Origin of the sequence: Paenibacillus stellifer (genome assembly GCF_000758685.1) — a bacterium.
Lineage (GTDB): Bacteria > Bacillota > Bacilli > Paenibacillales > Paenibacillaceae > Paenibacillus_AQ > Paenibacillus_AQ stellifer.
On sequence record NZ_CP009286.1, the window covers coordinates 5,207,531 to 5,229,981 of the forward strand.

At 56.5% G+C, this 22,451-nt stretch carries 15 protein-coding genes; 2 read left to right on the forward strand and 13 right to left on the reverse strand.

Annotated features, from left to right (window positions below):
* Positions 1-7: 7 nt before the first annotated feature.
* Positions 8-1,672 carry a GspE/PulE family protein gene (locus tag PSTEL_RS23905; protein WP_038699226.1) on the reverse strand — a complete coding sequence of 555 codons (1,665 nt, stop codon included), beginning with the start codon at positions 1,670-1,672 and terminating at the stop codon, positions 8-10.
* Positions 1,673-2,045: 373 nt separating this feature from the next.
* On the opposite strand from PSTEL_RS23905, the gene PSTEL_RS23910 reads away from it, so the two are divergent.
* On the forward strand, positions 2,046-6,761 hold the full coding sequence (locus PSTEL_RS23910) for a choice-of-anchor A family protein (protein WP_038699228.1): 4,716 nt from the start codon (positions 2,046-2,048) through the stop codon (positions 6,759-6,761).
* A gap of 275 nt (positions 6,762-7,036) precedes the next feature.
* Here the strand turns inward: PSTEL_RS23910 and PSTEL_RS23915 are convergent, their stop codons facing one another.
* From PSTEL_RS23915 to PSTEL_RS23925, 3 genes are read right to left on the reverse strand one after another with little or no spacing between them, the layout of a single operon-like run.
* Positions 7,037-8,905 (reverse strand): hypothetical protein, encoded by a 1,869-nt coding sequence (locus PSTEL_RS23915; protein WP_038699230.1) that lies wholly within the window; start codon positions 8,903-8,905, stop codon positions 7,037-7,039.
* A gap of 12 nt (positions 8,906-8,917) precedes the next feature.
* Complete coding sequence (locus PSTEL_RS26525) at positions 8,918-9,442, reverse strand: PulJ/GspJ family protein (RefSeq protein ID WP_052098922.1); 525 nt, start codon at positions 9,440-9,442, stop codon at positions 8,918-8,920.
* Complete coding sequence (locus tag PSTEL_RS23925; protein ID WP_038699232.1) at positions 9,426-9,971, reverse strand: prepilin-type N-terminal cleavage/methylation domain-containing protein; 546 nt, start codon at positions 9,969-9,971, stop codon at positions 9,426-9,428. The genes PSTEL_RS26525 and PSTEL_RS23925 overlap by 17 nt, the downstream gene beginning before the upstream one ends.
* Positions 9,972-10,133: 162 nt before the next feature.
* On the opposite strand from PSTEL_RS23925, the gene PSTEL_RS23930 reads away from it, so the two are divergent.
* The gene (locus PSTEL_RS23930) at positions 10,134-10,919 is read left to right on the forward strand and encodes an alpha/beta hydrolase (RefSeq protein WP_038699234.1); all 786 of its coding nucleotides are present in this window, start codon (positions 10,134-10,136) and stop codon (positions 10,917-10,919) included.
* Between the two features lie 212 nt (positions 10,920-11,131).
* Here PSTEL_RS23930 and argH read toward each other — a convergent pair whose 3' ends face one another.
* The 9 genes from argH to prfB form a co-directional block, all read right to left on the reverse strand.
* Complete coding sequence (gene argH, locus PSTEL_RS23935; RefSeq protein ID WP_038699236.1) at positions 11,132-12,547, reverse strand: argininosuccinate lyase; 1,416 nt, start codon at positions 12,545-12,547, stop codon at positions 11,132-11,134.
* Positions 12,548-12,813: 266 nt separating this feature from the next.
* Positions 12,814-14,049 (reverse strand): argininosuccinate synthase, encoded by a 1,236-nt coding sequence (locus PSTEL_RS23940; RefSeq protein ID WP_038699238.1) that lies wholly within the window; start codon positions 14,047-14,049, stop codon positions 12,814-12,816.
* 129 nt (positions 14,050-14,178) lie between these two features.
* The gene (gene argF / locus PSTEL_RS23945) at positions 14,179-15,117 is read right to left on the reverse strand and encodes an ornithine carbamoyltransferase (RefSeq protein ID WP_038699240.1); all 939 of its coding nucleotides are present in this window, start codon (positions 15,115-15,117) and stop codon (positions 14,179-14,181) included.
* Between the two features lie 115 nt (positions 15,118-15,232).
* The gene (locus PSTEL_RS23950) at positions 15,233-16,534 is read right to left on the reverse strand and encodes an aspartate aminotransferase family protein (protein ID WP_038699242.1); all 1,302 of its coding nucleotides are present in this window, start codon (positions 16,532-16,534) and stop codon (positions 15,233-15,235) included.
* 334 nt (positions 16,535-16,868) lie between these two features.
* Positions 16,869-17,708: an acetylglutamate kinase gene (gene argB / locus PSTEL_RS23955; RefSeq protein WP_156995951.1), complete on the reverse strand. Its 840-nt coding sequence runs from the start codon at positions 17,706-17,708 to the stop codon at positions 16,869-16,871.
* A 70-nt stretch (positions 17,709-17,778) separates the two neighbouring features.
* Entirely contained in the window at positions 17,779-19,005 is a 1,227-nt protein-coding gene (gene argJ / locus PSTEL_RS23960) for a bifunctional glutamate N-acetyltransferase/amino-acid acetyltransferase ArgJ (protein ID WP_038699246.1), read from the reverse strand.
* 20 nt (positions 19,006-19,025) lie between these two features.
* Entirely contained in the window at positions 19,026-20,081 is a 1,056-nt protein-coding gene (argC, locus tag PSTEL_RS23965) for an N-acetyl-gamma-glutamyl-phosphate reductase (RefSeq protein ID WP_038699248.1), read from the reverse strand.
* 354 nt (positions 20,082-20,435) lie between these two features.
* Positions 20,436-21,320: a YitT family protein gene (locus PSTEL_RS23970; RefSeq protein ID WP_038699250.1), complete on the reverse strand. Its 885-nt coding sequence runs from the start codon at positions 21,318-21,320 to the stop codon at positions 20,436-20,438.
* Between the two features lie 3 nt (positions 21,321-21,323).
* A protein-coding gene (prfB, locus tag PSTEL_RS23975) for a peptide chain release factor 2 (protein ID WP_156995952.1) occupies positions 21,324-22,437 on the reverse strand; the annotation gives its coding sequence in 2 pieces (ribosomal slippage) (positions 21,324-22,364 and positions 22,366-22,437; 1,113 coding nt in all).
* Positions 22,438-22,451 lie beyond the last annotated feature (14 nt).

The following is a 22,451-nucleotide window of genomic DNA, read 5'->3' on the forward strand; positions in this document are numbered from 1 at the left end:
CCCTTCCTTAATGAGCGACCGTCTCCCGGAGCACTTCCTGGAGTGTAGTCAAGCCTTGCGAAACCTTAAGCAGCCCGTCTTCCATCAATTGAACAAGTCCGCGCTCACTGGCGGCGGTCCGCAGCTCCTCGACGGAAGCGGAGTCCGCAACCATCTGGCGAAGACGGTCATCGATCTTGAGTACTTCGTGGATGGCGAACCGGCCCCGGTAGCCCGTCGAGTTGCAGCTGCCGCAGCCCCGGCCCCGATGCAGCACTTCCGTCCGCAATCCGTACCGCTCCAGCATAATGCTCTCCTGCGTGGAAGGCGTGTAGGTCTCCCGGCAGTCGGTGCAGATTTTGCGCACCAGCCGCTGGGTAACGACGCCGATCAGCGACGAGGCGATCAAGTAAGGCTCGACTCCCATGTCGCGAAGACGGGTAATGCTGCTCACAGCATCGTTCGTATGCAGTGTGGACAGGACAAGATGTCCGGTCAGCGAAGCTCTTACCGCGATTTCCGCCGTCTCCGTGTCGCGGATTTCCCCGACCATGACGATGTTGGGGTCCTGCCGGAGGATGGAGCGCAGCCCGGCCGCGAAGGTCAGTCCAATCGCCGGATTCACATGCACCTGATTGATGCCCTCCAGCTGATACTCCACCGGGTCCTCGACGGTGATGATATTAACGCTCTCCTCGTTCAGATGGTTCAGTGCGGAGTACAGCGTCGTCGTCTTTCCGCTTCCCGTCGGCCCCGTGATCAGCAGAATGCCGTAAGGCCGGTCGATCATCTCCTTGAAGGCGGCGGCGTTGTTCTCGCTGAAGCCCAGCGTATCGACGGACTTGACGCCCGTGCTGAGGTCCAGCAGCCGCAGCACAATTTTCTCCCCATGCATCGTCGGCAGGGAGGATACGCGAATATCAACCATTCTATAGTCAAACTGCATCTTGATCCGCCCGTCCTGCGGCAGCCGGCGTTCGGCGATATTGAGGCGGGCCATAATCTTCAGCCTTGCTGTAATGAAGCCCTGCATCTGCTTCGGAATGAGCCGCTCGGTGCGGAGCGTTCCGTCGATGCGGTACCTTATGGCAAGATTGTTCTCGCCGGGGTCTACATGAATATCCGAAGCCCGGAGCTGTACGGCCTGCTGAATCATCTGGTTGACCAGCCGGACGATCGGCGAATCTTCGTCGGTAATTTCCGTCTCTTCAATCTCTTCCTGCGTAGGCAGCTCGACCAGCATCTGGTTCATCGAATCGCGCATGCCGTAATGCCGTGCAATGGCGCGCTGCAGCTCGTCTCTCGTGGAGATGGCCGGCTCGATCCGGAAGCCCGTGCTCATCCGCAAATCCTCGATCGCGAAATAATCCAGCGGGTCCGCCATAGCCACCATCAGTTTCCCGCCTTCTTTCATAAAAGGCAGCACCTGATACCGCTTCGCCAGGCTCTCGGGAATGATCTGCGTAATGGCCGGGTCGATCTGATATTTGAACAGGCTGACATGCGGAATGCCCAACTGGAATTCCAGCACCTCGATCAGTTGCTGCTCGGTAATATAGCCTTGCGAAATGAGCAGGTCGCCCAGCTTCCGCTTGGTTTTTCGCTGCTCGACCAGCGCTTCCTGAAGCTGCTCCTGCGAGATAATCCCGTTCTCTACCAGCAAGTCTCCAAGTCTCTTCTTCACGATCGCCAACCCCGAATCATCTCCATGCCATGTGGTATAAATGGTTTATCGGACATAAATCGCTCAAAATGTAGCAACTTTATTACGAACGCAGAGCTACATTATCAAGACGGAAATACCGATGTAAGCCTATGTATGCGCAAATCTCCGATTCCTTACTATAAAACATAACAGATTACAGCTTATAGTTCCATAGTCTTGTTTTTCAGGGACATTTTACTTATGAAATTATTGCCTGACAGTGAAATTTATCCTAGAATGATATAGAGCATAGAATAGATTCTGTTGCAAATGGACGTTCTTTATAATGATCGGAATGACTTTTTCACCCTTAAATCAATCTACTATCTATATTTATCTAAATGTTCGGGGAGAGATGGAGATGCGATTAGCCAATCGGAGAAAGCTGTTCATATTCGGAGGCATTGCGGCGGTGGCAATCGTGCTTGTCGCGGCAATCTGGGTCTTCATGCCGGATGTCGAAGCAACAGACAATGACACCCATCCCATCCGTATTCTGGAGATTACTGATCCTACCAGTTCTACTCTGGGTACGGACGGAAGCGAGCTGGCCTCCCTCAAAGGGCAGGCCAATATTACCGTCGATACGGTAACCATGAAGAAGTTCGTCTCGCTCCGCGACAACTGGGACGGCAAATACGACGCGGTATACATCGCCAAAGGCGATTACAGCAAGACGCTGGTCGACAGTCTCTCCAGCTACTCGTCGGACAAACGCAGCGCCGCGCACAACACCCTCGCCGTCCAGAATGATATTACCAATCTGAAAGTCCAGGAAATCAAAAGTTATTTTATTGATAAAGGCCTTTATGTCTTTCTTCGGGACGAGACGTTTACCAATCAGAATACCGCAGCCAAACAAGGCAAGCTGTATGCGGCCTTCAATCCGTACCGGACAGCAACCGGCGCCAAATCCAATGTGGTGTTCCTGAAGGGGGCCGATCTCGATACGTTTATCCAGAAGATCATCAACCGCTCCACTCCTTATCTTGCCGGATTGACCTGCCGTCCGCAGCTGACCATCACCAACCGTTCGGACCTAATCAGCTACAGTTCCGATCCCAGACACACCTATTCTTCCGGCGACACGCTGAGTTTCTCGATCCGGCTCGGCAACGTCTCGGCCAATCTGGCCAATCAGCCGGTGCGGGTAAAGCTGTATATGAATATCGATTCCTCGGCAGTCATGACCGAAAATGACGTGGTGGCCGCGCTGGACATGAAATCGCAGAGCGGCACACTAACCTACAAGCTGCCACAGACCTTCTCGGGACCGCTGTACTGGAAGCTTGAGGCATCCGATCCCTCGACGGGCCTCAAATCTTCTGACAGCGACTCTATCCTATATAAAGGCATCAAGCCGGTCATCAAGGTTCTTCAGGTTATGCCTGCCGGCAAAACCGGCAGCACCTTGACGGCTTCGGGCAATATGGATCAGACCTATCTGACCCAGCAGTATTTGTCCGCCAACAATTTGTCGTCGGCCGATTACCAGCTGGTCATCTCCACGATGGACATGAAAGCCTTCAACAGCTATATCGAGGGTCATGCCAGTGCAGCCGATCCTACCAGCGGTCTGAACGGCGTGTACGATATGATCATCTTCGGCTTTCAGGATATGTATGACCGCATTACGACGCCGATGATTTCGGAGAAGGCCGCCCAAGCGGTCAAAGCTTTTGCGGTACAGACCAAGCAGAGCCTTATGCTTACCCATGATACGATCTTCGAAGATCCGTCCGCTCCTTATGCCGGGAGCAAAAATTCGGACGGAACCACCAATTACAACTACTGGAGTTATTATTTCCATGACCTGGTGGGCCAGTCGATGCCTCGCACCTACTTGGGCGGCGAGGCGGTCAACAGCGCAATCACGGTCGTGCCGGTTAATTCCGGGCTGCTTACCCAGTACCCGTTCAACCTCAGCACGGTGCCGCTCAAGAGCGACAACACCCGCTATCAGGTGGCGCGCACACATGACCAGTTCTTCCCGCTCGACCTGGAGCGGGCCGATGTTATTCCGTGGTACAACATCAAGAGCGATGCCAATATGCCGCAGCGCGATACAGACGACACGTATAATCATTTCTATACGTATTCCGTGGGCACCATCACGTTCTCCGGAACGGGCCACAGCAATACAAACTTCCCCGACTGGGAACAGAAGCTGTTCGTGAACACCATGTATCGCGCTTTTGCGGGGGCCAACCACGCGCCCGAGATCACCGTCAAGACGCCGACGGACAATCTGGAGAAGCCTTCGTACCAAGATAAAATTATGGTCAGCTATACCGTTCAGGACTATGATCTGAAGGACAAGGAGCTGACGACCAGCCTTCAGTTCAAAGTGGGCGACACGCCTCTTCAGGGATATTCCGTGCAGAATAAAGCTGTCCTGTCGGGGGATACAGTCAGCTTCACCTTCGATAACCCGCTGCCAAGAGGCGGCCAGTTGACCATTGAGATCACAGCCAAAGATAAGCAGGGCGCCGCATCTCTCAAGACGGTTCATGTCCCGATTACCCGGATCGACTCCAATCTGACGATCGGCCGCACGCTCTCCTCCAGTACGGTAGAGCGTGACAAGCCGGTTACGGTTCAATATACGGTAACCCCGGACCCGGTTCCGTATTTGTCCGTTGAAACGGGAGATCAAGGCATCGAATCGCTGGTGATTTCGAATGTGAAATACGAGGAGACCTTCCCGGCCAATCTGGAAGTCAGCGGTCTGTCGGTCAACGGCGCCAGCACCGGCTTCACGCGGACGGGATCGCTCCAGCAGGGCTATACCTTGTCCGGAAGCCTGGGGGATATCCAGTACAAGATGTCTGAAGTCAATGGCGTTAAAATGTACGTTCCCAATCCGGCGGACCCGATTACGTTCAGCGTGAGCGTCGTTCCGAAGGTCAAGCAGTCCTATTTGATGGATAACTCCAAAATCACCTTTGAGGATATTCACGCTACAGCGGGTGCGGCGGCCGCGCCGACGCCTTCGCCTTCTGCCTCTCCCACACCGGCGGCGAGCTTCCCGGGCTCCTCGGCTTCCGTCAACGCGCTGGGTATTGCGAGCGATTATTCAGTATTCATGCTGAATCAGATCAACTTCGTGAACAGCGGGTTCAGCAACAATTATCGCATGGCGGCGGGCGGGAATATTTCGATCGGCTCCTTCAGCCTTGGAGGCTCCCTGGGCAGCAATCCGGCCGGAGCCACCGTAGTGGCGGGCGGGAACTTAAGCTTAAGCATGAATGGCGGTTCTCTGAACGGCACGGCCTATTATGGAGGAACCGTTTCGGCTCCGAGTTATCTACTGGGCCAGACACGTCAGAATGCCAATTATATGAATTTCAACAGCATCGGAAGCGCACTGAAATCCCGTTCCGCCGGTCTGGCGAGTCTGTCCAAGACGGCCGACACTTACTATGATCCGAACGGATCCGTGGTACTGACAGGCACCAAGACCGACCTGAATGTCTTTGAGATCAACGCCGATGCAGCCAGGGAACTGCACAGCATCACCTTCAATGTTCCGTCAGGCTCGACGGTGCTGCTGAATATCGCAGGAACGGACGACAAGCTGATCAACGGCAGCATTAATTTGAACGGGGTATCCACGGCCAATGTCCTGTATAACTATTATCAGGCGACCAGCCTTTCGATCCAAAGCTACGGCATCGTGTATGGAACCATATTGGCGCCTTTGGCCAATATATCGTTCACAGGATCGTTCGAAGGATCGGTTATCGGAGGCTCCATCACGGAAGGCAGCGGCGGACATTCGTTCACCGGATCGCCGTTCTCCGGCAGTCTGCCGGACACACCGTCGGCTACTCCTACACCCGCTGCGACGGCCTCGCCGCCTCCGGCATCGGCAACTCCTTCAGCTTCGCCCGCAGTTAGAGAGACGAAGACCTTGTACTTCAGTCCGCTGGCTTTCGAAGCGATTGTCAAGGTGTCGGCCATTACGCTGTCCGACGCGGATGTCCGAGTCGGCAGCGAGGTGAAGCTGTTCCCGGTGATTACGCCGGATGACGCCAATAACAAGAATGTGGCCTGGACATCTGCCAATCCCGGTATTGCTTCAGTCGATCCCAATACGGGTGTAGTGAAAGGCATAACCGCCGGCGAGACGACCGTTACGGTAACGGTCAGGGATGGCAGTAATGTCTCTGCTACCGCGCATATCCATGTAATCTCGCCAAATTTGTCCATTCAAGGCCCGGGCATCGCCAAGGTTGGAGAATCCATTTCCTTGCAGGCCGTCTACAATACAATACAGGAAACGGTCACCGGCTATGAATGGTCGGTCCAGGGCGGAAACAGCGCAACCGGCAGTATAACGAAGAGCGTCCCGGACGGCAGCACAGCCGTCTTCCAGGCAACCCAGTCCGGCACCTACACGGTACAGGTAACCGTCAAGACAGACGCGAACCCCTCCGGGGTCACGGCAACGAAGACGATTAACGTCGGTCTGAACGGTCTGGTCATTCAAGGAACGCCCAATGTGTACCTGAACAACAGCACTGCTTTAACCGCAGTCCCCGATCCGGTTACGGCATCCCATGAGCAGTACGCCTGGAGCCTGGTGAACAGCGGCGATCTCGCTTACGGCGGATTTGTCGATAGCCAGGGCAACACGGTGGCTTCGCTGACCACCTCAAGCGCAACCGTATCATTCAAGGGAACCGGCGTGACGGACGGCATCGGCATAATTGTCACAGCCGCCGGGACCACAAGCAGCGCCTTTACCGTGAAAGTGCTGAAAGAGCCTGACCTGCAGTTCTACCCGGCCTCCGGCGTGATCGCCGTTGGCGATAAGCTTGAACTGCTGCCTAATCTGCATACCATTCCTTATGGAGATGTTCCGCAGAATCTCGTTCCGAGACTGCACTGGAGCATTCTTGGCAGAGGAAGCAGCCCGGCCGTCTCGCTGACGCAGTCGGGAACGGTAACAGGTCTGCGGAAGGGATCGGAGCAGATCCAGGTTTCTTACCAGACCGTAAGCGGCAATACCGTGACCGCCACCTATACAATCAAAGTGACGGCGCCGGAAGATACCGGAGAGAACCGCTACTAGAAGCACAAGCAGAAGCATAGCCTAATCAAGATTTGCCCCGTCAGCAAGTCTTCTTAAGTTGAAAGAGCATCTATTCCTCAATAAGCAAGCAAAAGCGGCAGTTCAAAGTCACCTTTCTTGAACTGCCGCTTTTGAGTTGGTATATGCGAGGACGCCTGGTATCAGAGCCGCATTCGTCTCGGCGCCTTTTAAAATTCAAACCTAAGCTGAAGCTCCTAACACAAACCAGGGGCCGTCTTGGGGACGGCCCCTGCCTATAACCTCTAAAGGTCCGTTTAAGGCTTCAACTCAACCGGTCCGGCGTGGATGCTGATCATCTTCACCCGGGGCAGGCCCACCTTCTGGTCCTCGAAGACCTGCTCGTTGTAGCGGACCTGGAACCGGGAGGCGGCTGGTTCGGTCTGATCTTGATTCTCGAAGCTGAAAGCATATTGGCCGGGTACGGCCGATACTTTGCCTACCACCGCATTGATCGTAAGATCACCTTTGGCGAAGAAGCCGCCGTCAATCGAGAAGACGGAACCGACGCCGTACAGCTCGGCGGTGCTGTCGGTATAGAAGAACGCCCGCAGCTCCGTTACTTTATCCTGATCCTTGAATTCATCCACCCGATTCACTAGCACGGCCCCCTTGGAAATCACGACAAGTTCCTTGTTGTCCTTCCCGGTAATGCTGGCGTTCACGATATTTGTGCTTCCGAGCGTGTAGAGGGTGGAGTCGAACCGGACATCTCCTTTAATATTCAGGTTGCCTACCACCAGCAGATTCGCCTGCACCGTAATCGGCGCTGCCGAGCTGTAGTTATCGATGTTCAGATTGCCGTTGACAATTAGCCAATGCGAAGTTGCTTCCGTCTGGCTGCCGCCGGCCTTGGCGGTGTCGGTGATCTCATTCAAGGTTACGCCGTCAAGGTTCAGATCGCCGTTATAGATCGCGCTGCTGTTCAAATGGGCCAGCTGTGATTTGAAGGCCTGCACGGCTTCGTTGTACAGCTGCTCTCTCTTCACGGCCAATTCTTCCTCAGTCAAGCTGTCATCCGTATACCCGTTAAAATCCGCTCTCTCCGGCATTCTTAAGACCGGCACGGTCTGCGAGCCGATTGCCCCCGAGCCATCCTCCCGAATAAACGATTGGGCCAGCCGGCTGCCCCGGCTGATCGCACTCTCCCCGCTCTTCGGGCCTTCGGCTCCGTAATACGTACTCGCCAAAGCCGCCTTGTTGCCGGATGAACCGGATGCCTCGGCCACCTTGTCCAGGAACGAGTCCTCGACATCGATCTGCACGAAAGTGTTCTTTTTCTTAACAAGCGAGTTCTCGTAGGTCTTCTTCACCCGCTCATCCACCCGGTTATACTGGTCTTCATCATTGATCGGCACTGTGCTGTAATCCGCCCCGCTCCAGTACCGCAATGAGTCCAGCGACTGCACATGGGCTTCACCGTCAATCAAGGGGTAGAGCGAGCTCTCGGTCAGATCGGCGCCGGCATGCTTGTATTGAGCGATGGGACTGAGCTTAAGCTGATTTCCAGCATATACGTTGCCCTGGGTGTACGGAGCCCCGTTCAGAATCACGTTTCCTTCCGATCCGAGCGAATAATTGAGGAAGTCAGGGAAAGTTGTAATTTCCACCCGCTGCTCCAGGGTGCGCGAGACGCCGTTCACGTTCGCATTGGCCCGGATCACGACGACGTACTGGCTGCCTGTGGATGCGGAATCGTCCAGCGTAATGCCGGTGATCTCGTTGGCGCCGCCTTGAAGGCTCGTATTGGATGCAAAATCGGCCGTTTTATTCTGAAGCCCCGCCAGAAACGTATGAATCTGCCCGTCCAGCTCTTCTTGCGGAATATCGGAGCCGCTCTCCAGCCGGCGGTTCAAATCAGCCGTAATATAGGCGATCACTTCATCAATCTTCTTCTGCGCGAGATGCAGGCTCTGCACATCATTCTCCCGCGTCTCGGTCCGCTGCGCTCCGCTCAAGGTCGCGCTCAGCACGCCCACTCCCAGAATCGTAAGCAGCAGGACAATGAACATGACGAGCACGAGCGCCGAGCCATGCTGCGAGGCGAAACGTTCCCTCAGTTTTCTCAGTTCCCTCGGCCCCCTTGCAACTCGGCTGCCGCTGCCGGCTCTTCTGCGACTCGACATGTGCCGCTCCCCCTAAAATCCAAATTGGCTGTTAAGCTCCAGCTTGTTCTCTTCGCTTCCCTCATACTTCAGCACCAGCTTGATCTGAATGGTTCCCGATTCGCACAGCGCGCCAACCGTACAGGATCGCCCGTCCGCCGTGGAGGCGGTGATCACCGAATCCCCAAGCTCGGAATTTACGGCGATCGGCGAGGCTGTGCCCGAACCGGTCCCGCTGCCCGATATGACGATCTCGCTGCCGCTGACGACAATCGTCTCCGGCGGGGCATCGCTTCTCTGAAGCTCAATGCCGCCGGCGGTGTTCTGAACCCGTTCGGGTCCGTACGTATACAGCTTCGTAATAATCGAAGACATAATCAGATCGGCTTCGTCCCGCAGCTCATTTTGAACCGTGATCTTGTGATAGCTGCGGAAGCCGAACATGGTCACACCGGAGATCAGACCCGCAATCATGGCAAAAATCGTGAGCGAGGCGATCAGCTCGATCAGGGTGAATCCCTCTTGACGGGAGGAGAGGCGCTTAGCGAATTCTTTCATCCGTGATATATCCCTCCACCTCAACGTTATAGTCCGGCTGACCGCCCGCGTCCTCGCGCCGCACCTGCACCTTGACCGGAAGCAGATAGGCCCGGGATGAGGTCTGGTCGATGTCCGCGGTCCCGCCCGGAGACGACGGCTGCGGCTGCTCATCCCAAATTTCCGGCTGGTACACAACCCTGATCTGATACGCAATGCCGTTCACCGTAGGATGCAGCACGCTCGCCAGAGAACCTGTAAAGCCCGAAGACGGCGTATCTGCCGTTATGGCATTGGCCCCTGACGCTGCTCCGTTCGCGGCTTGATCCAAGTAAATCTTTTTCACACCGTCAAAGTCCTGCTTCTGCATATAAAAAAGCGCGTTCCGCGCCAGATTGACCATTATCGTCTTGTTCTGGTTCGATTTCGAATAGGACATGGCGTTGATAAAATAAGAGGTCAGCACAAGAGACACGATCGCCAAAATGACAATCGCCGCCAGCACTTCTATCAGCGTGAAGCCCTTCTCCTCTTTTAGGCCAAACCGCATCCCTCTCTGCCTCCCGAAAGCATGTCCATATTCACACTTGTATGTCTTTTGGACTATATCTTCTATTATAAATCCCAGATATGGAAGTCTACAATCTCTAATTCTACTTATATATCGGCAAAAGTTTGTGGTATGATTTGCACTGAAGGGAGGATTTTGATTATGGCTTTAATCGAATGCCGCTTTTATTCAGACACGCTGGGATTGAGCACATCCATGACCGTGATTTTGCCCCAGCAGACCACGACTCAAATCGGAATGAGCAACACTGTACGTGAAAGCGCTCTCCACCCAACGCTGTATCTCCTGCACGGGTTATCGGATGACGATTCCATCTGGCTTCGCCGCACCTCGATCGAACGTTATGTCGCCGATATGGGGCTGGCGGTAGTTATGCCGAGCGTGCACCGCAGCTTCTATACGGACATGGCCTGGGGCGGCCGCTACTGGAGCTTCATCAGCGAAGAGCTGCCGGCGCTGGCCCGTTCCTTCTTCCCGCTGTCGCCCAAGCGCGAGGATAATTTCGTGGCGGGACTGTCCATGGGCGGTTACGGCGCCATGAAGCTGGGTCTGCGGAGACCGGACGCTTACGCCGCCGCAGCCAGTCTCTCGGGAGCGCTCGATATGGCGCACAACTATATAAACGAGGAAGACCCAAGCGTCAAGTCGAAGGAGTATGAAATGATCTTCGGAACCGAAGACATCGCGGGAACCGACGAGGATCTGCTGTCGCTGCTGACCAAAGTCGATGCCGCAAGCGGTCCTAAGCCGCTGCTGTACCAGTGCTGCGGCACGGAGGATTTCCTGTACGCGGACAATCAGCGGTTTCGCGAAGCCTGCAAGGCGACATCCCTCTCGCTTACATATGAGGAAGGGCCGGGAACCCATGAATGGGGCTACTGGGACGCCAAAATTCAGGATGTGCTGAAGTGGCTGCCGCTGAAATAATCAGGTTTTTGGCCGACTGAACACAACATTGGAGTGAAACAGCAAAAGCTGGATACGGCATTAGGCAGAATACGACGATAGGCCAAAAACAGCAAAGCTGAACATACAAAAACAGCTGTTCCGCAAAGGGAGCAGCTGTTCTTTTTATACTCATGATCCGGGTTCACTGATGTTCTCGAGCTTGCGTGATCGGCTCATATGATTGACTTATGCTACTTGGCTTCCGCCGCACGCGCCTCCACCCACAGCTTCGCTTCCTTCAGGCTCTCCTCTGCGCGTGTAATCGCAGCCTGCACCTGTACGGTCGCCGTACCGCCGTATACGTTGCGGGCATTCACCACCGCCTCCGGCTGAAGCACGGCATAGATCTGCTCGTCGAAGAGCGGCGAGAACTGCTTGAATTCATCCAGCGTCAGATCCAGCAGGAATTTGCCTTCGTTGATGCAGTAGAGCACCGTTTTGCCGATGACTTCATGCGCCTGACGGAACGGCAGCCCCTTGCCAACCAGGAAGTCCGCAATATCCGTGGCGTTGGAGAAGTCGGTGTTCACCGCTTCCCGCATCCGTCCCTTGTTCACCTTCATCGTGGCGATCATCGGAGCGAACAGCTGCAGCGCGCCGGTGAGCGTCGCCACCGTGTCGAACATGCCTTCCTTATCTTCCTGCATATCCTTGTTGTAGGCAAGCGGAAGGGACTTCAGCACGGTCAGCAGGCCCATAAGGTTGCCGTAGACGCGGCCCGTCTTGCCCCGCACAAGCTCCGGCACATCGGGGTTCTTCTTCTGCGGCATGATGCTGCTGCCGGTGCAGAACGCGTCGTCCAGCTCCACGAAGCTGAATTCCGTGCTGCTCCACAGCACCAGCTCCTCGCTCAGGCGCGACAGATGCGTCATGATCAGCGAGGCGCTCGCCAGGAACTCGACGATAAAATCGCGGTCGCTGACAGCGTCCAGGCTGTTCTCGTACACGCTGTCGAAGCCGAGCTGCTCCGCCACAAAATGCCGGTCGATCGGGAACGTCGTTCCCGCCAGCGCCCCGGCGCCCAGCGGCAGTACGTTGATGCGCTTGTAGCTGTCGGTCAGCCGCTCCGCATCCCGGCGGAACATCGATACATAAGCCAGCAGATGATGCGCGAACAGAATCGGCTGCGCCCGCTGCAGATGCGTATAGCCCGGCACGATCGTCTCCACATTGTCCTTCGCCTGCCCGATCAGTGCCTCCTGAACATTGTGCAGCAGATCAACCAGCTCCACGACCCGGTTCCGCAGATAGAGATGCATATCCGTTGCCACCTGGTCGTTGCGGCTGCGACCCGTATGCAGCTTGCCGCCGACCGGCCCGATTTCCTGGATCAGATGCTTCTCGATATTCATATGGATGTCTTCATCCGAGACGGAGAACTCCACTTCTCCGGCACGCACCTTCTCCAGCACCTTCTGAAGCCCCTGCTTGATCGTCTCCACGTCTTCCTGCGGCAGAATTCCGCATTTGCCCAGCATCGTCACATGGGCCAGACTGCCCTGCACGTCTTCTTCCGCCAGCGCCTTGTCAAACCCGATGGAAGCCGTGTATTCTTCCACCAGCTTGTTCGTCCCTTTGGTAAAACGTCCGCCCCAAAGCTTGCTCACCGCTGTCTTCCTCCTTGTAAAAAAAATGCTTGTCCATTCCATCCCTGTATTTCATGGAAAAACCCGGGCTCGTGAGGCGCAAAAGCCGTCCCCGGTCCGGGTGTGTTTCATTTCATCATACCGCCAACGTGAAGTCGTCATGACGCCATTATAGCACCATCACGCCGCCGAGGTGAATGAACCCCGCGCGCTCCGGTCCCGGCCGCCGATGCTTCCCTCATCGGAGGACCCGGACCGCGAAGCCGCCGCAGGCCACTACCGAGCGCTTACTTCGCCGATTCGGCCACGCCGGCCGATACTTTCAGGCGCAGCGCGTTGAGACGGATGAATCCGGTCGCGTCGCCCTGATCGTAAGCCTGCGTCGGGTCGGCTTCCATCGTCGCGATGTTCGGGTTGTACAGGCTGACCGGGCTCTTGACGCCCGCAGCGATAATGTTGCCCTTGTACAGCTTCAGACGAACCGTGCCGGTTACGTTCTGCTGGCTCTCGGTAACAAGCGCCTGGATCGCTTTGCGTTCCGGCGCGAACCAGAAGCCGTTATAGACCAGCGTGCTGTAACGCGTAATCAGGCTGTCGCGTACGTTCATGACTTCGCGGTCCATCGTGATGGATTCCATTTTGCGGTGAGCGGTGAACAGGATCGTGCCCCCCGGCGTCTCGTATACGCCGCGGCTCTTCATGCCGACGAAGCGGTTCTCCACCATGTCGACCCGGCCGATGCCATGCTTGCCGCCCAGCTCGTTCAGCTTCTCCATCACCTGAAGCGGATTCAGCGTCTCGCCGTTCAGCGCTACACAGTCACCTTTCAGGAATTCAAGCTCCAGATACTCCGCTTCGTCCGGTGCGTCTTCCGGCGCGTTCGTCAGCAGGAACATTTCCTTGTTCTCCGGAGCGCTGGCGTCGAACCACGGGTCCTCCAGCACGCCGCTCTCATAGCTGATATGCAGCAGATTGCGGTCCATGGAATACGGCTTCGCCGCCGAAGCCTGTACCGGAATGCCGTTCGCTTCTGCATAAGCGATCATTTCCGCGCGTCCAGGGAACCGGTTGCGGAACTCTTCCAGACGCCAAGGCGCGATAACCTTGATGTTCGGAGCAAGGCCGGCAGCACCGAGCTCGAAGCGCACCTGGTCGTTGCCCTTGCCGGTCGCGCCATGCGCAATGGCGGTCGCGCCTTCGGCGATGGCGATATCGACCATCCGCTTCGCGATCAGCGGGCGGGCGATACTCGTGCCGAGCAGGTATTGTCCTTCATACAGGGCGCCGGCCTGGAACATCGGGTAGATGAAGTCCTTGGCGAACTCGTCGCGCAGGTCGTCGATGTAGACTTTCGACGCGCCTGTGGCGAGCGCTTTTTCCTCCAGACCGTCAAGCTCTTCCTTCTGGCCGATATCGGCCGTAAAAGCGATAATTTCCGCGTCATACGTTTCTTTCAGCCATTTCAGAATGACCGAGGTATCCAGGCCGCCGGAATAGGCGAGCACGATTTTTTCTTTTGCCATGGGATAGCTAACTTCCTTTCCGATATAAAGGGTTGATCATGCGAAAAGGATGAAGGCCCGGCGGCCTGTCATCCCGAAGCGGTGAAGCGAGCAAACTAGCGCCAACGTGCGCCCGTCTTAAGCCTCTATCTAGCCCATCAGGGCGGCCATCAGCGCTTTCTGCGCATGCAGCCGGTTCTCCGCCTCGTCAAAAATAAAGGAATTCGGTCCGTCGATCACGTCTTCCGTCACCTCTTCGCCGCGATGGGCCGGCAGGCAGTGCAGGAAGATGAAGTCGCTCTTCGCAAGCGCGACGAGCTCGCCGTTCACCTGATAGTCCTTGAACGCCGCTTCGCGCGCCTTCTGCTCTTCCTCGAAGCCCATGCTCGCCCATACATCCGTGTAGATGACATCGGCATCCTTGACCGCTTCCTCCGGACTGCGGGTAATGACGATTTCGGAACCCGTCTCCTGCGCGATTTCCCGCGCCTTGGCGACAACAGCGGCGTCCGGCTCATAGCCTTCCGGTCCTGCGATGGAGACATGCATGCCCACCTTCGCTCCGCCGATCAGCAGGGAATGCGCCATATTGTTGCCGTCGCCGACAAAGGCCATTTTCAGCCCTTTCAGCTTGCCTTTGTGTTCATAGACCGTCTGAAGATCCGCCAGCACCTGGCACGGATGCGCGAGATCGCTCAGTCCATTGATGACCGGAACCGAAGCGTAGCGCGCCAGATCCTCTACCTTGTCGTGGCCGAAGGTGCGGATCATGATGCCGTCGAGATACCGCGACATAACCTGTGCCGTATCGGCAACCGTCTCCCCGCGTCCCAGCTGAATATCGTTCCGGCTGAGGAACAGGGCGTGTCCGCCCAGCTGGTACATGCCAACCTCGAAGGATACCCGGGTGCGGGTTGAGGATTTCTCAAAAATAAGTCCGATCGTCTTGCCTTTCAGCGGCTGGTAGACCTCTCCGCTCTTCTGCTTGCGCTTGAGCTCGATCGCCAGATCGATCAGATACTGGATTTCTTCCGTGGTGTAGTCGTCCAGCTCCAGAAGGTCCCGCCCTTTGAGCGAAATCTGAACCATGAATCTGTTCCTCCTTGTCGCATTCGCGGACTTCCCGGCAGGCCGGGAAGTCCATGGTCACCCCTAGTTTGCGAATTGCGGGGTGCCGTTATGTTATCCGTCATTGCAGACGTCTTTAAGCCTGATGCTCCTTGGCATAAGTATGAATGAGATCGGACAGGATGTCCACAGCCTGGTCGATTTCCTCCCGGCTTACATACAGGTTCGGAAGCAGGCGGATTACATGCGTTCCCGCCGTCACGAACAGCAGGCCGCGCTTCTGTCCGGCCAGCACGATGTCGCCGACAGCTTCTTTGCATTCGATGCCGATGAGCAGCCCTTTGCCGCGGATGTCGAGGACGAACGGGCAATCCGCCAGCTTCTCTTTCAGCTGCGCCTTCAGGTACTCGCCGGATTCGGCCGCGCGCTGCGGCAGGTTATCCTCCAGCATCGTCTCGATGGTGGCGCTCATCGCCGCCGTCGCAAGCGGCGTACCGCCGAACGTCGAAGCATGGCTTCCCGGCGGGAACGCTTCGCGCAGATAGCCCTTGGCCAGCATAAGGCCGGCCGGGAAGCCGCTGGCGATGCCTTTGGCAACGGTGAAGATGTCCGGCTCGATACCGTAGTGCTGATGCGCGAACAGCTTGCCGGTACGGCCCATGCCGGTCTGCACCTCGTCCACGATGAGCAACAGGCCGTGGCGTTTGCACAGCTCGACCACGCTGTTCAGGAAATCCGGCTGCACTTCCAGAATGCCGCCTTCGGCCAGCACCATTTCTAGCATGATGGCGGCTGTATGCTCGCCGATGGCCGCTTCAAGGGCCGGAAGATCATGCAGCGGAACCGTCACGAAGCCTTCCGGCAGCGGCAGGAAGCCGTCCTTGACCTTCTGCTGTCCCGTAGCCGTCAGCGTAGCCAGCGTGCGTCCGTGAAAGGACTGCTGGAACGTAATGACTTCATAACGTCCTGTTCCCTTGACCTTCTGATGATAGCGGCGGGCCAGCTTGATCGCGGCCTCGTTCGATTCCGCGCCGCTGTTGCAGAAGAATACCTGGTCGGCGCAAGTGTTGGCCGTCAGCAGCTCCGCTACGCGGTCCTGGCCCGGAATGTGGAACAGGTTGGATACATGCCACAGCGTATCGATCTGCTGTTTCAGCTTCTCGCCGACCTTCTCCGGCGCATGTCCGAGGCTCGTTACCGCCAGGCCGCAGGTGAAATCGAGATATTTATTGCCTTTGTCGTCCCACACCCAGCTGCCCTTGCCTTTGACCAGACTGATGTCGTATCTGCCGTACGATGGAAATACATGCTCCAGCTTGCCGGAGCCCGCAGTCTTGACCGCTTCCTCCGTCTTACCAGTAGCGCCTGCCTGTGTTCCGGTGTCTGCAATATGCTTTTGCACGAAATCAGGCTGATCCATATGCGTAAGCTTGCTCATGATCCTTCACTCTCCCCCGCACGCCGCCCCTTAGGCGGCCGCCGAATTTTTTGACGATACTCACTCTAGCATTCCAAAGATCTACCCGATGAACCCAATGCTCTTTATTAGCATCATGCCTCTTGTACAACTTCATGCCCTTGATACTTCACACACTTAATACTTCACTCACTTGATGAAAGAGACGGTATAGATGCTGCCAAGACTCCCGTAACTTCATTAGGATGAAATAGCTGGCATCCTCCGCCCCAGTCTCCCAATCTTGCCCTCAGGCTTCCCAATCTTGCCTTCGAGCCTTGCTCCCGGATAATTTCTCTGTTTCCGACTAAAATCCTTACTTCCGGATAATTCGAGTACCGATTGTCTCTCCGGCCAGCACTCTGCCCAGCACACCCGGCTCTTTGCCGTCCACGATGACCACCTCGGAGACGCTGCCTTGGATGCAGTCGATGGCCGCCTTCACCTTAGGAATCATGCCTCCGTAGATCTCGCCCGTCTCAATCATCTGCCCGATTTGCTCGACCGTCACGGAAGGCAGCACCTGCTTGCTTCCATCCTCCAGCGTAGTCAGAATGCCGGGGACGTCGGTCACCACAATCATCTGCGGCGACTGCATGAAGGAAGCTACCGCCCCCGCTGCCGTGTCGGCGTTAATGTTATACCGCTGTCCGTTGCCATCGATTCCAAGCGGCGCGATAACGGGGATATAACCTAGCGCCTGAATGCCGGCAATGATCTCGGCCTTGACACCGGTCACGTTGCCGACCAGCCCTACCTCATCGCTGTTGGATACCGGAGCCGCTTCGATCAGGTTGCCGTCCACGCCGGACAGGCCGATTGACTTGCCGCCGCTGCTCTGAATCCGCCGGACAATTGCCTTGTTGATGCTGCCCGACAGCGTCATCTCCACAACGTCGAGCACTTCTTCGGTCGTGACCCGCAGGCCGTTAACGAAGCTGCTCTCAATTCCGAGCTTCTTCAGATTCTCCGATATCGCCGGACCCCCGCCGTGGACGATCACCGGCCTCACGCCATCCTCCTGAAGCTGCCTGAGATCGTCAAAGAACGAATCGGGCAGCGCAGTCAGCGTGCTGCCGCCGCACTTCATCACGAACATGTTGCCATTGTCTGCGCCACTTGTATCCAAAGTCTCGCTCTGCGTCATGAGTGTCATTATCCTTCCTTATTCGGCCGCCCATCCCGCCACAAACGCGAGGGCAGCCGCTGAATTGACATCCTTCGCCTCAAGTCCGGTAAGCCGCATTGATCCGCACATAATCGTACGTCAGATCGCAGCCCCAGGCTGTAGCCGAGCCGTCACCGTCTCCCAGGTTCACCGTAATCAGAACGGTGTCGCCCTGCAGGTAAGCAAGAGCCTTTTCCTCGTCAAAAGCCACCGGTCTAGACTGGGACAACACCTCAATCTCGCCCAGCGAGATGTCAACCCGTTCCACCGACACCGGAACGCCAGCACGGCCGACGGCGGCGATAATCCGCCCCCAGTTCGCATCTGCGCCGAAGACGGCGGATTTGACCAGACTGGAGCCGACGACCGTCTTGGCAATCGCACGGGCCGCCGCTACATCCTCAGCCCCGCTCACCACGACCTCAATCAAATGGTTCGCGCCTTCTCCGTCGCGGGCGATCGCCTGCGCCAGATGGCGGCACACATGCGTGAAAGCCGCTGCGAAGGCTTCCCAGTCCGGATGCTGCCGGCCCAGCGTCTCGTTGCCAGCCAGACCGCTCGCCATCGCCACCAGCATATCATTCGTACTCGTGTCGCCGTCCACGGTAATCATGTTGAACGTTGTATCCGTCGCCTGGCGCAGCAGCGTCAGCAGTTCTTCCTGGCCGACGGCGGCGTCCGTCGTCATGAAGCCGAGCATGGTCGCCATGTTCGGGTGGATCATGCCGGAGCCTTTGGCCGCGCCGGCGATCAGAACCTCTTTGCCGCCGACATTAACCTTGACGCAGCACTCTTTCTTCACGAGGTCTGTCGTCAGAATCGCCTGGCAGAACTCCTCGGCTCCCGATGCTCCGCCGTCCAGCTTCTCCGGAAGGGAAGCCAAGCCGCTGCGCACGCAGTCCATCTTCAGCAGCTCGCCGATGACTCCGGTCGAAGCTACCGCCACATCATCCTCGCTTACGCCCAGATGCCTGGCAGCTGCAGCCCGCATCTCATAGGCATCGGCTTCGCCCTGTGCGCCTGTGCAGGCGTTGGCGTTGCCGCTGTTCACGACAACGGCACGCAGGACACCGTTGCCAAGGCTTTCCCGCGTCACTTTAAGCGGCGCCGCCTGGAACAGGTTCGTCGTATATACCGCCGCGGCTGTGGCCGGAACCTCGCATAGAATGGCCGCAAGATCGTTGCGGTCGGTCTTTTTCAAGCCGCAGTGCAGACCTCCGGATACGAATCCGGCCGGTGTCGTAATGCTTCCGCCTTCGACGACGGTGTACAGCTTCTCGCTCATGTCTGATTTACCTTTTAGCGTTACGGATACACTGGCGTGTAGCCGAGCCCAAGGGTTTCCTCCCATCCCATCATAAGATTTAGATTCTGAATCGCCTGGCCCGCCGCACCCTTTACCAGATTGTCGATCACCGAGAAAATGGTGACCCGTCCGGTTCGGGGATCAACCGCAAAGCCGATATCGCAGTAGTTGGAGCCGCTGACCTCTTTGGTTGCCGGCAGAATACCGGCGCTGCGCACACGCACAAAAGATCTACCCTTATAATAATTGCGGTATAGCTCGATGAAATCCTGTTCGCTGTACGTATCGTTCAAGCTGGCATAACTAGTGGCCATAATGCCCCGCGTCATCGGAACCAGATGCGTAGTGAAGGTGACGATCACCGGCTCTCCGGCAATCTCCGTCAGCGTCTGCTCGATTTCCGGGATATGCTGATGCTTGTTAACCTTATAGGCTTTAAAATTCTCATTAATTTCCGCGTAATGCACACCGAGATTTACTCCGCGTCCAGCTCCCGATACACCGGATTTGGCATCAACAATGATGCTCTCCGGCTTGATCCATCCTGCTTGAAGCGCCGGGATCAGACCGAGCAGCGTCGCCGTTGGGTAGCAGCCCGGATTCGAGATGAAATCAACGCCGGCCGCGCGGTCGCCGAATACCTCGCACAGTCCGTAGACGGCCTGCTGCAGCACTTCATCCTGCGGAGCCGGATGTTTGTACCAGCGCTCATACTCCGCACCGTCCTTCAGCCGGAAATCCCCCGACAAATCTACTACCTTAAGCCCCGCCTCCAGCAGCTCCGGAACGAGCTTGGCGCTGACGCCCGATGGGGTTGCCGTGAATACGACGTCGGCCCTCTCCTTCATTTCCCTGGCATCCACACCGTCCAGATTCCGCGTAAACACGCCAGTCAAATGCGGGAAGCCTTCTTCAATCGGCGCCCCTGCCGATGATGAGGAAATCACCGATGTAATCTCCACCTTCGGATGCCCCTGAAGCAGCCTGATCAGTTCTACTCCCCCGTAGCCGGTCGATCCCACGATCGCCGCTCTCACCTTGCCTTCCACCGTCATCTCTGGTTCCTCCCTGCCGTTTTTCTCTTCCCTATTATATCGGATAATGTTCCTTATCCGCCGATGGCTTTTGCATGCCGTCCATTGAAATATGTATTATTATACGTCCTCATTAATATAAATACAACAGGTTATGTAACATTATCCCTCAGGCGTCTTCCGGCCTCAGTTTGCTCGCCAAGCCAGGCTTTGCCTTTGAAGCATAATCAGTTCATGCACGGATACTCCGCACCCTATGCTATTCTGCTTCATAAGGTTCTGATGCCTGACGACTTTGTTTATAGGCCTGCACGACAGCTTATTCTTCCTCCTTTTTTACGAAAAAAGAAGCGCAGCTTCTCCTCTACGGATCAGCTACGCTTCTCGTTTAAATCCTTCGCCCAGCACTTCATGGGCATCACTGATAATAACAAAGGCGCCCGGGTCCACCGACCGGACGATGGCCTTCAGCCGGGTCGTTTCATTCTGTCCGACGGCTACCATCAGCACGGTCCGGCTGTCTCCCGTGTATCCGCCCTTGGCGTCCAGCTTCGTCAGCCCCCGGTCCAGATCATGCAGAATCGCTTCCGTGATCGCGTCCGTATGATCGGAAATGATATAGGCGACCTTGGTATAGCTGAAGCCGACCTCAAGCGCATCGATGACCTTCCCTGTGACGAACAGGCCGATCAGTGCGTACAGCGCCTGCTCCATGCCCAGTACGAAGGCAGCCAATGTGATTACCGTTCCGTCCAGCAGCACCACCGACAGCGAGAAACTGAAACCCGTCAGCTTCTGAATCACCTGGGCCAAAATGGACAGGCCCCCGGTCGAGCCCCGGCCCCGAAAAACCAAGCCCAAACCCAAGCCCACTCCGATGCCGCCGTAGATGGATGCCAGCAGCGGGTTGTGGGTCGGCACAGGACCGTCCTTGGTCAGGTAAATGAACAGCGGCAGCACAAAGCTGCCCAGCAGCGACCGCAGTCCATACTGGCGGCCCAGCATGAACACGCCCAGGAAGAACAGCGGAATGTTCAAAGCCCACTGGGTAAAAGCAGGCTCGGCCCCGAACCAGGCCTGCGCCAAGACGGACAATCCTGATACGCCGCCGGAGGCAATCCGGTTGGGCAGCATGAACAGATTAAAGGCGAGTGACGTAATCAGCGAACCGACAACAATCAGGACCGTATCCACCAGATGGCGGATCGGTCCGTTCAGTGGAATAAGCGGCGGCTTATTTCGTGAATTTATTGAAGACATCCCTTATTCAGCCTCAGTCTTGATCTGGCCGCGCAGATAGCCGTCGATAAAAGCATCCAGATCGCCGTCCATGACCGCCCCGACGTTACCGGTCTCTACGGAAGTCCGGTGATCCTTAACCATGCTGTACGGATGGAAGACATACGAGCGAATCTGACTGCCCCAGGCGATATCGGACTGCTCGCCGCGGATCTCGTCCAGCTCGCGCTGCTGCTCTTCGAGTTTACGCTCGTAGAGCTTGGAGCGGAGCATCGTCATCGCGCGTTCGCGGTTCTTGATCTGCGAGCGTTCATTCTGGCAGGTCACGACGACGCCAGTCGGAATGTGAGTAATCCGGACCGCCGAGTCCGTGGTGTTGATATGCTGACCGCCGGCGCCCGTCGCGCGGTAGGTGTCCACCTTCAGATCCTCGGTACGAATCTCGATATCAATATCTTCATTAATCTCCGGCACAACATCGCAGGAGACAAAGGACGTATGACGTCTTCCCGAAGCGTCGAACGGGGAAATACGGACCAGACGATGCACGCCTTTTTCCGCCTTCAGGTAGCCGTAGGCATTGAAGCCTTTGATCAGCAGCGTCACACTCTTGATCCCCGCTTCGTCGCCAGGGAGATAATCCAGCACCTCCACCTTGAAGCCGCGCTTCTCCGCCCAGCGGGTATACATGCGGAGCAGCATTTGGCCCCAATCCTGGGATTCGGTTCCGCCCGCGCCCGGATGCAGCTCCAGAATGGCGTTCAACTTGTCGTATGGCTGATTCAACAGCAACTGCAGCTCGAATTCCTCCAGCTTGCCCACAAGGGCGCGGACACTGCCGCCCACCTCGGCGGCGAGTTCGTCGTCGCCTTCCTCGTCAGCCAGCTCGGCCATCAGCACGGCATCATCGTATTCCTGCTGCAGCTTCTGATATTCATCCACGCCGGATTTCACGGCGTTCATCTCGGCAATGACACTCTGGGCTTTCTCGTTGTCATCCCAGAAGTCGGGAGCCGCCATTTTCTCCTCAAAGTTTGCGATCATTTCCTGCTTGAGGTCTAAGTCAAAGAGACCCCCTAAGGTTGGTTAATTTCTTGCCGATTTCGCGCAGATCCTGCTTCACACTTGCATCAATCATTGATCACTGCACCC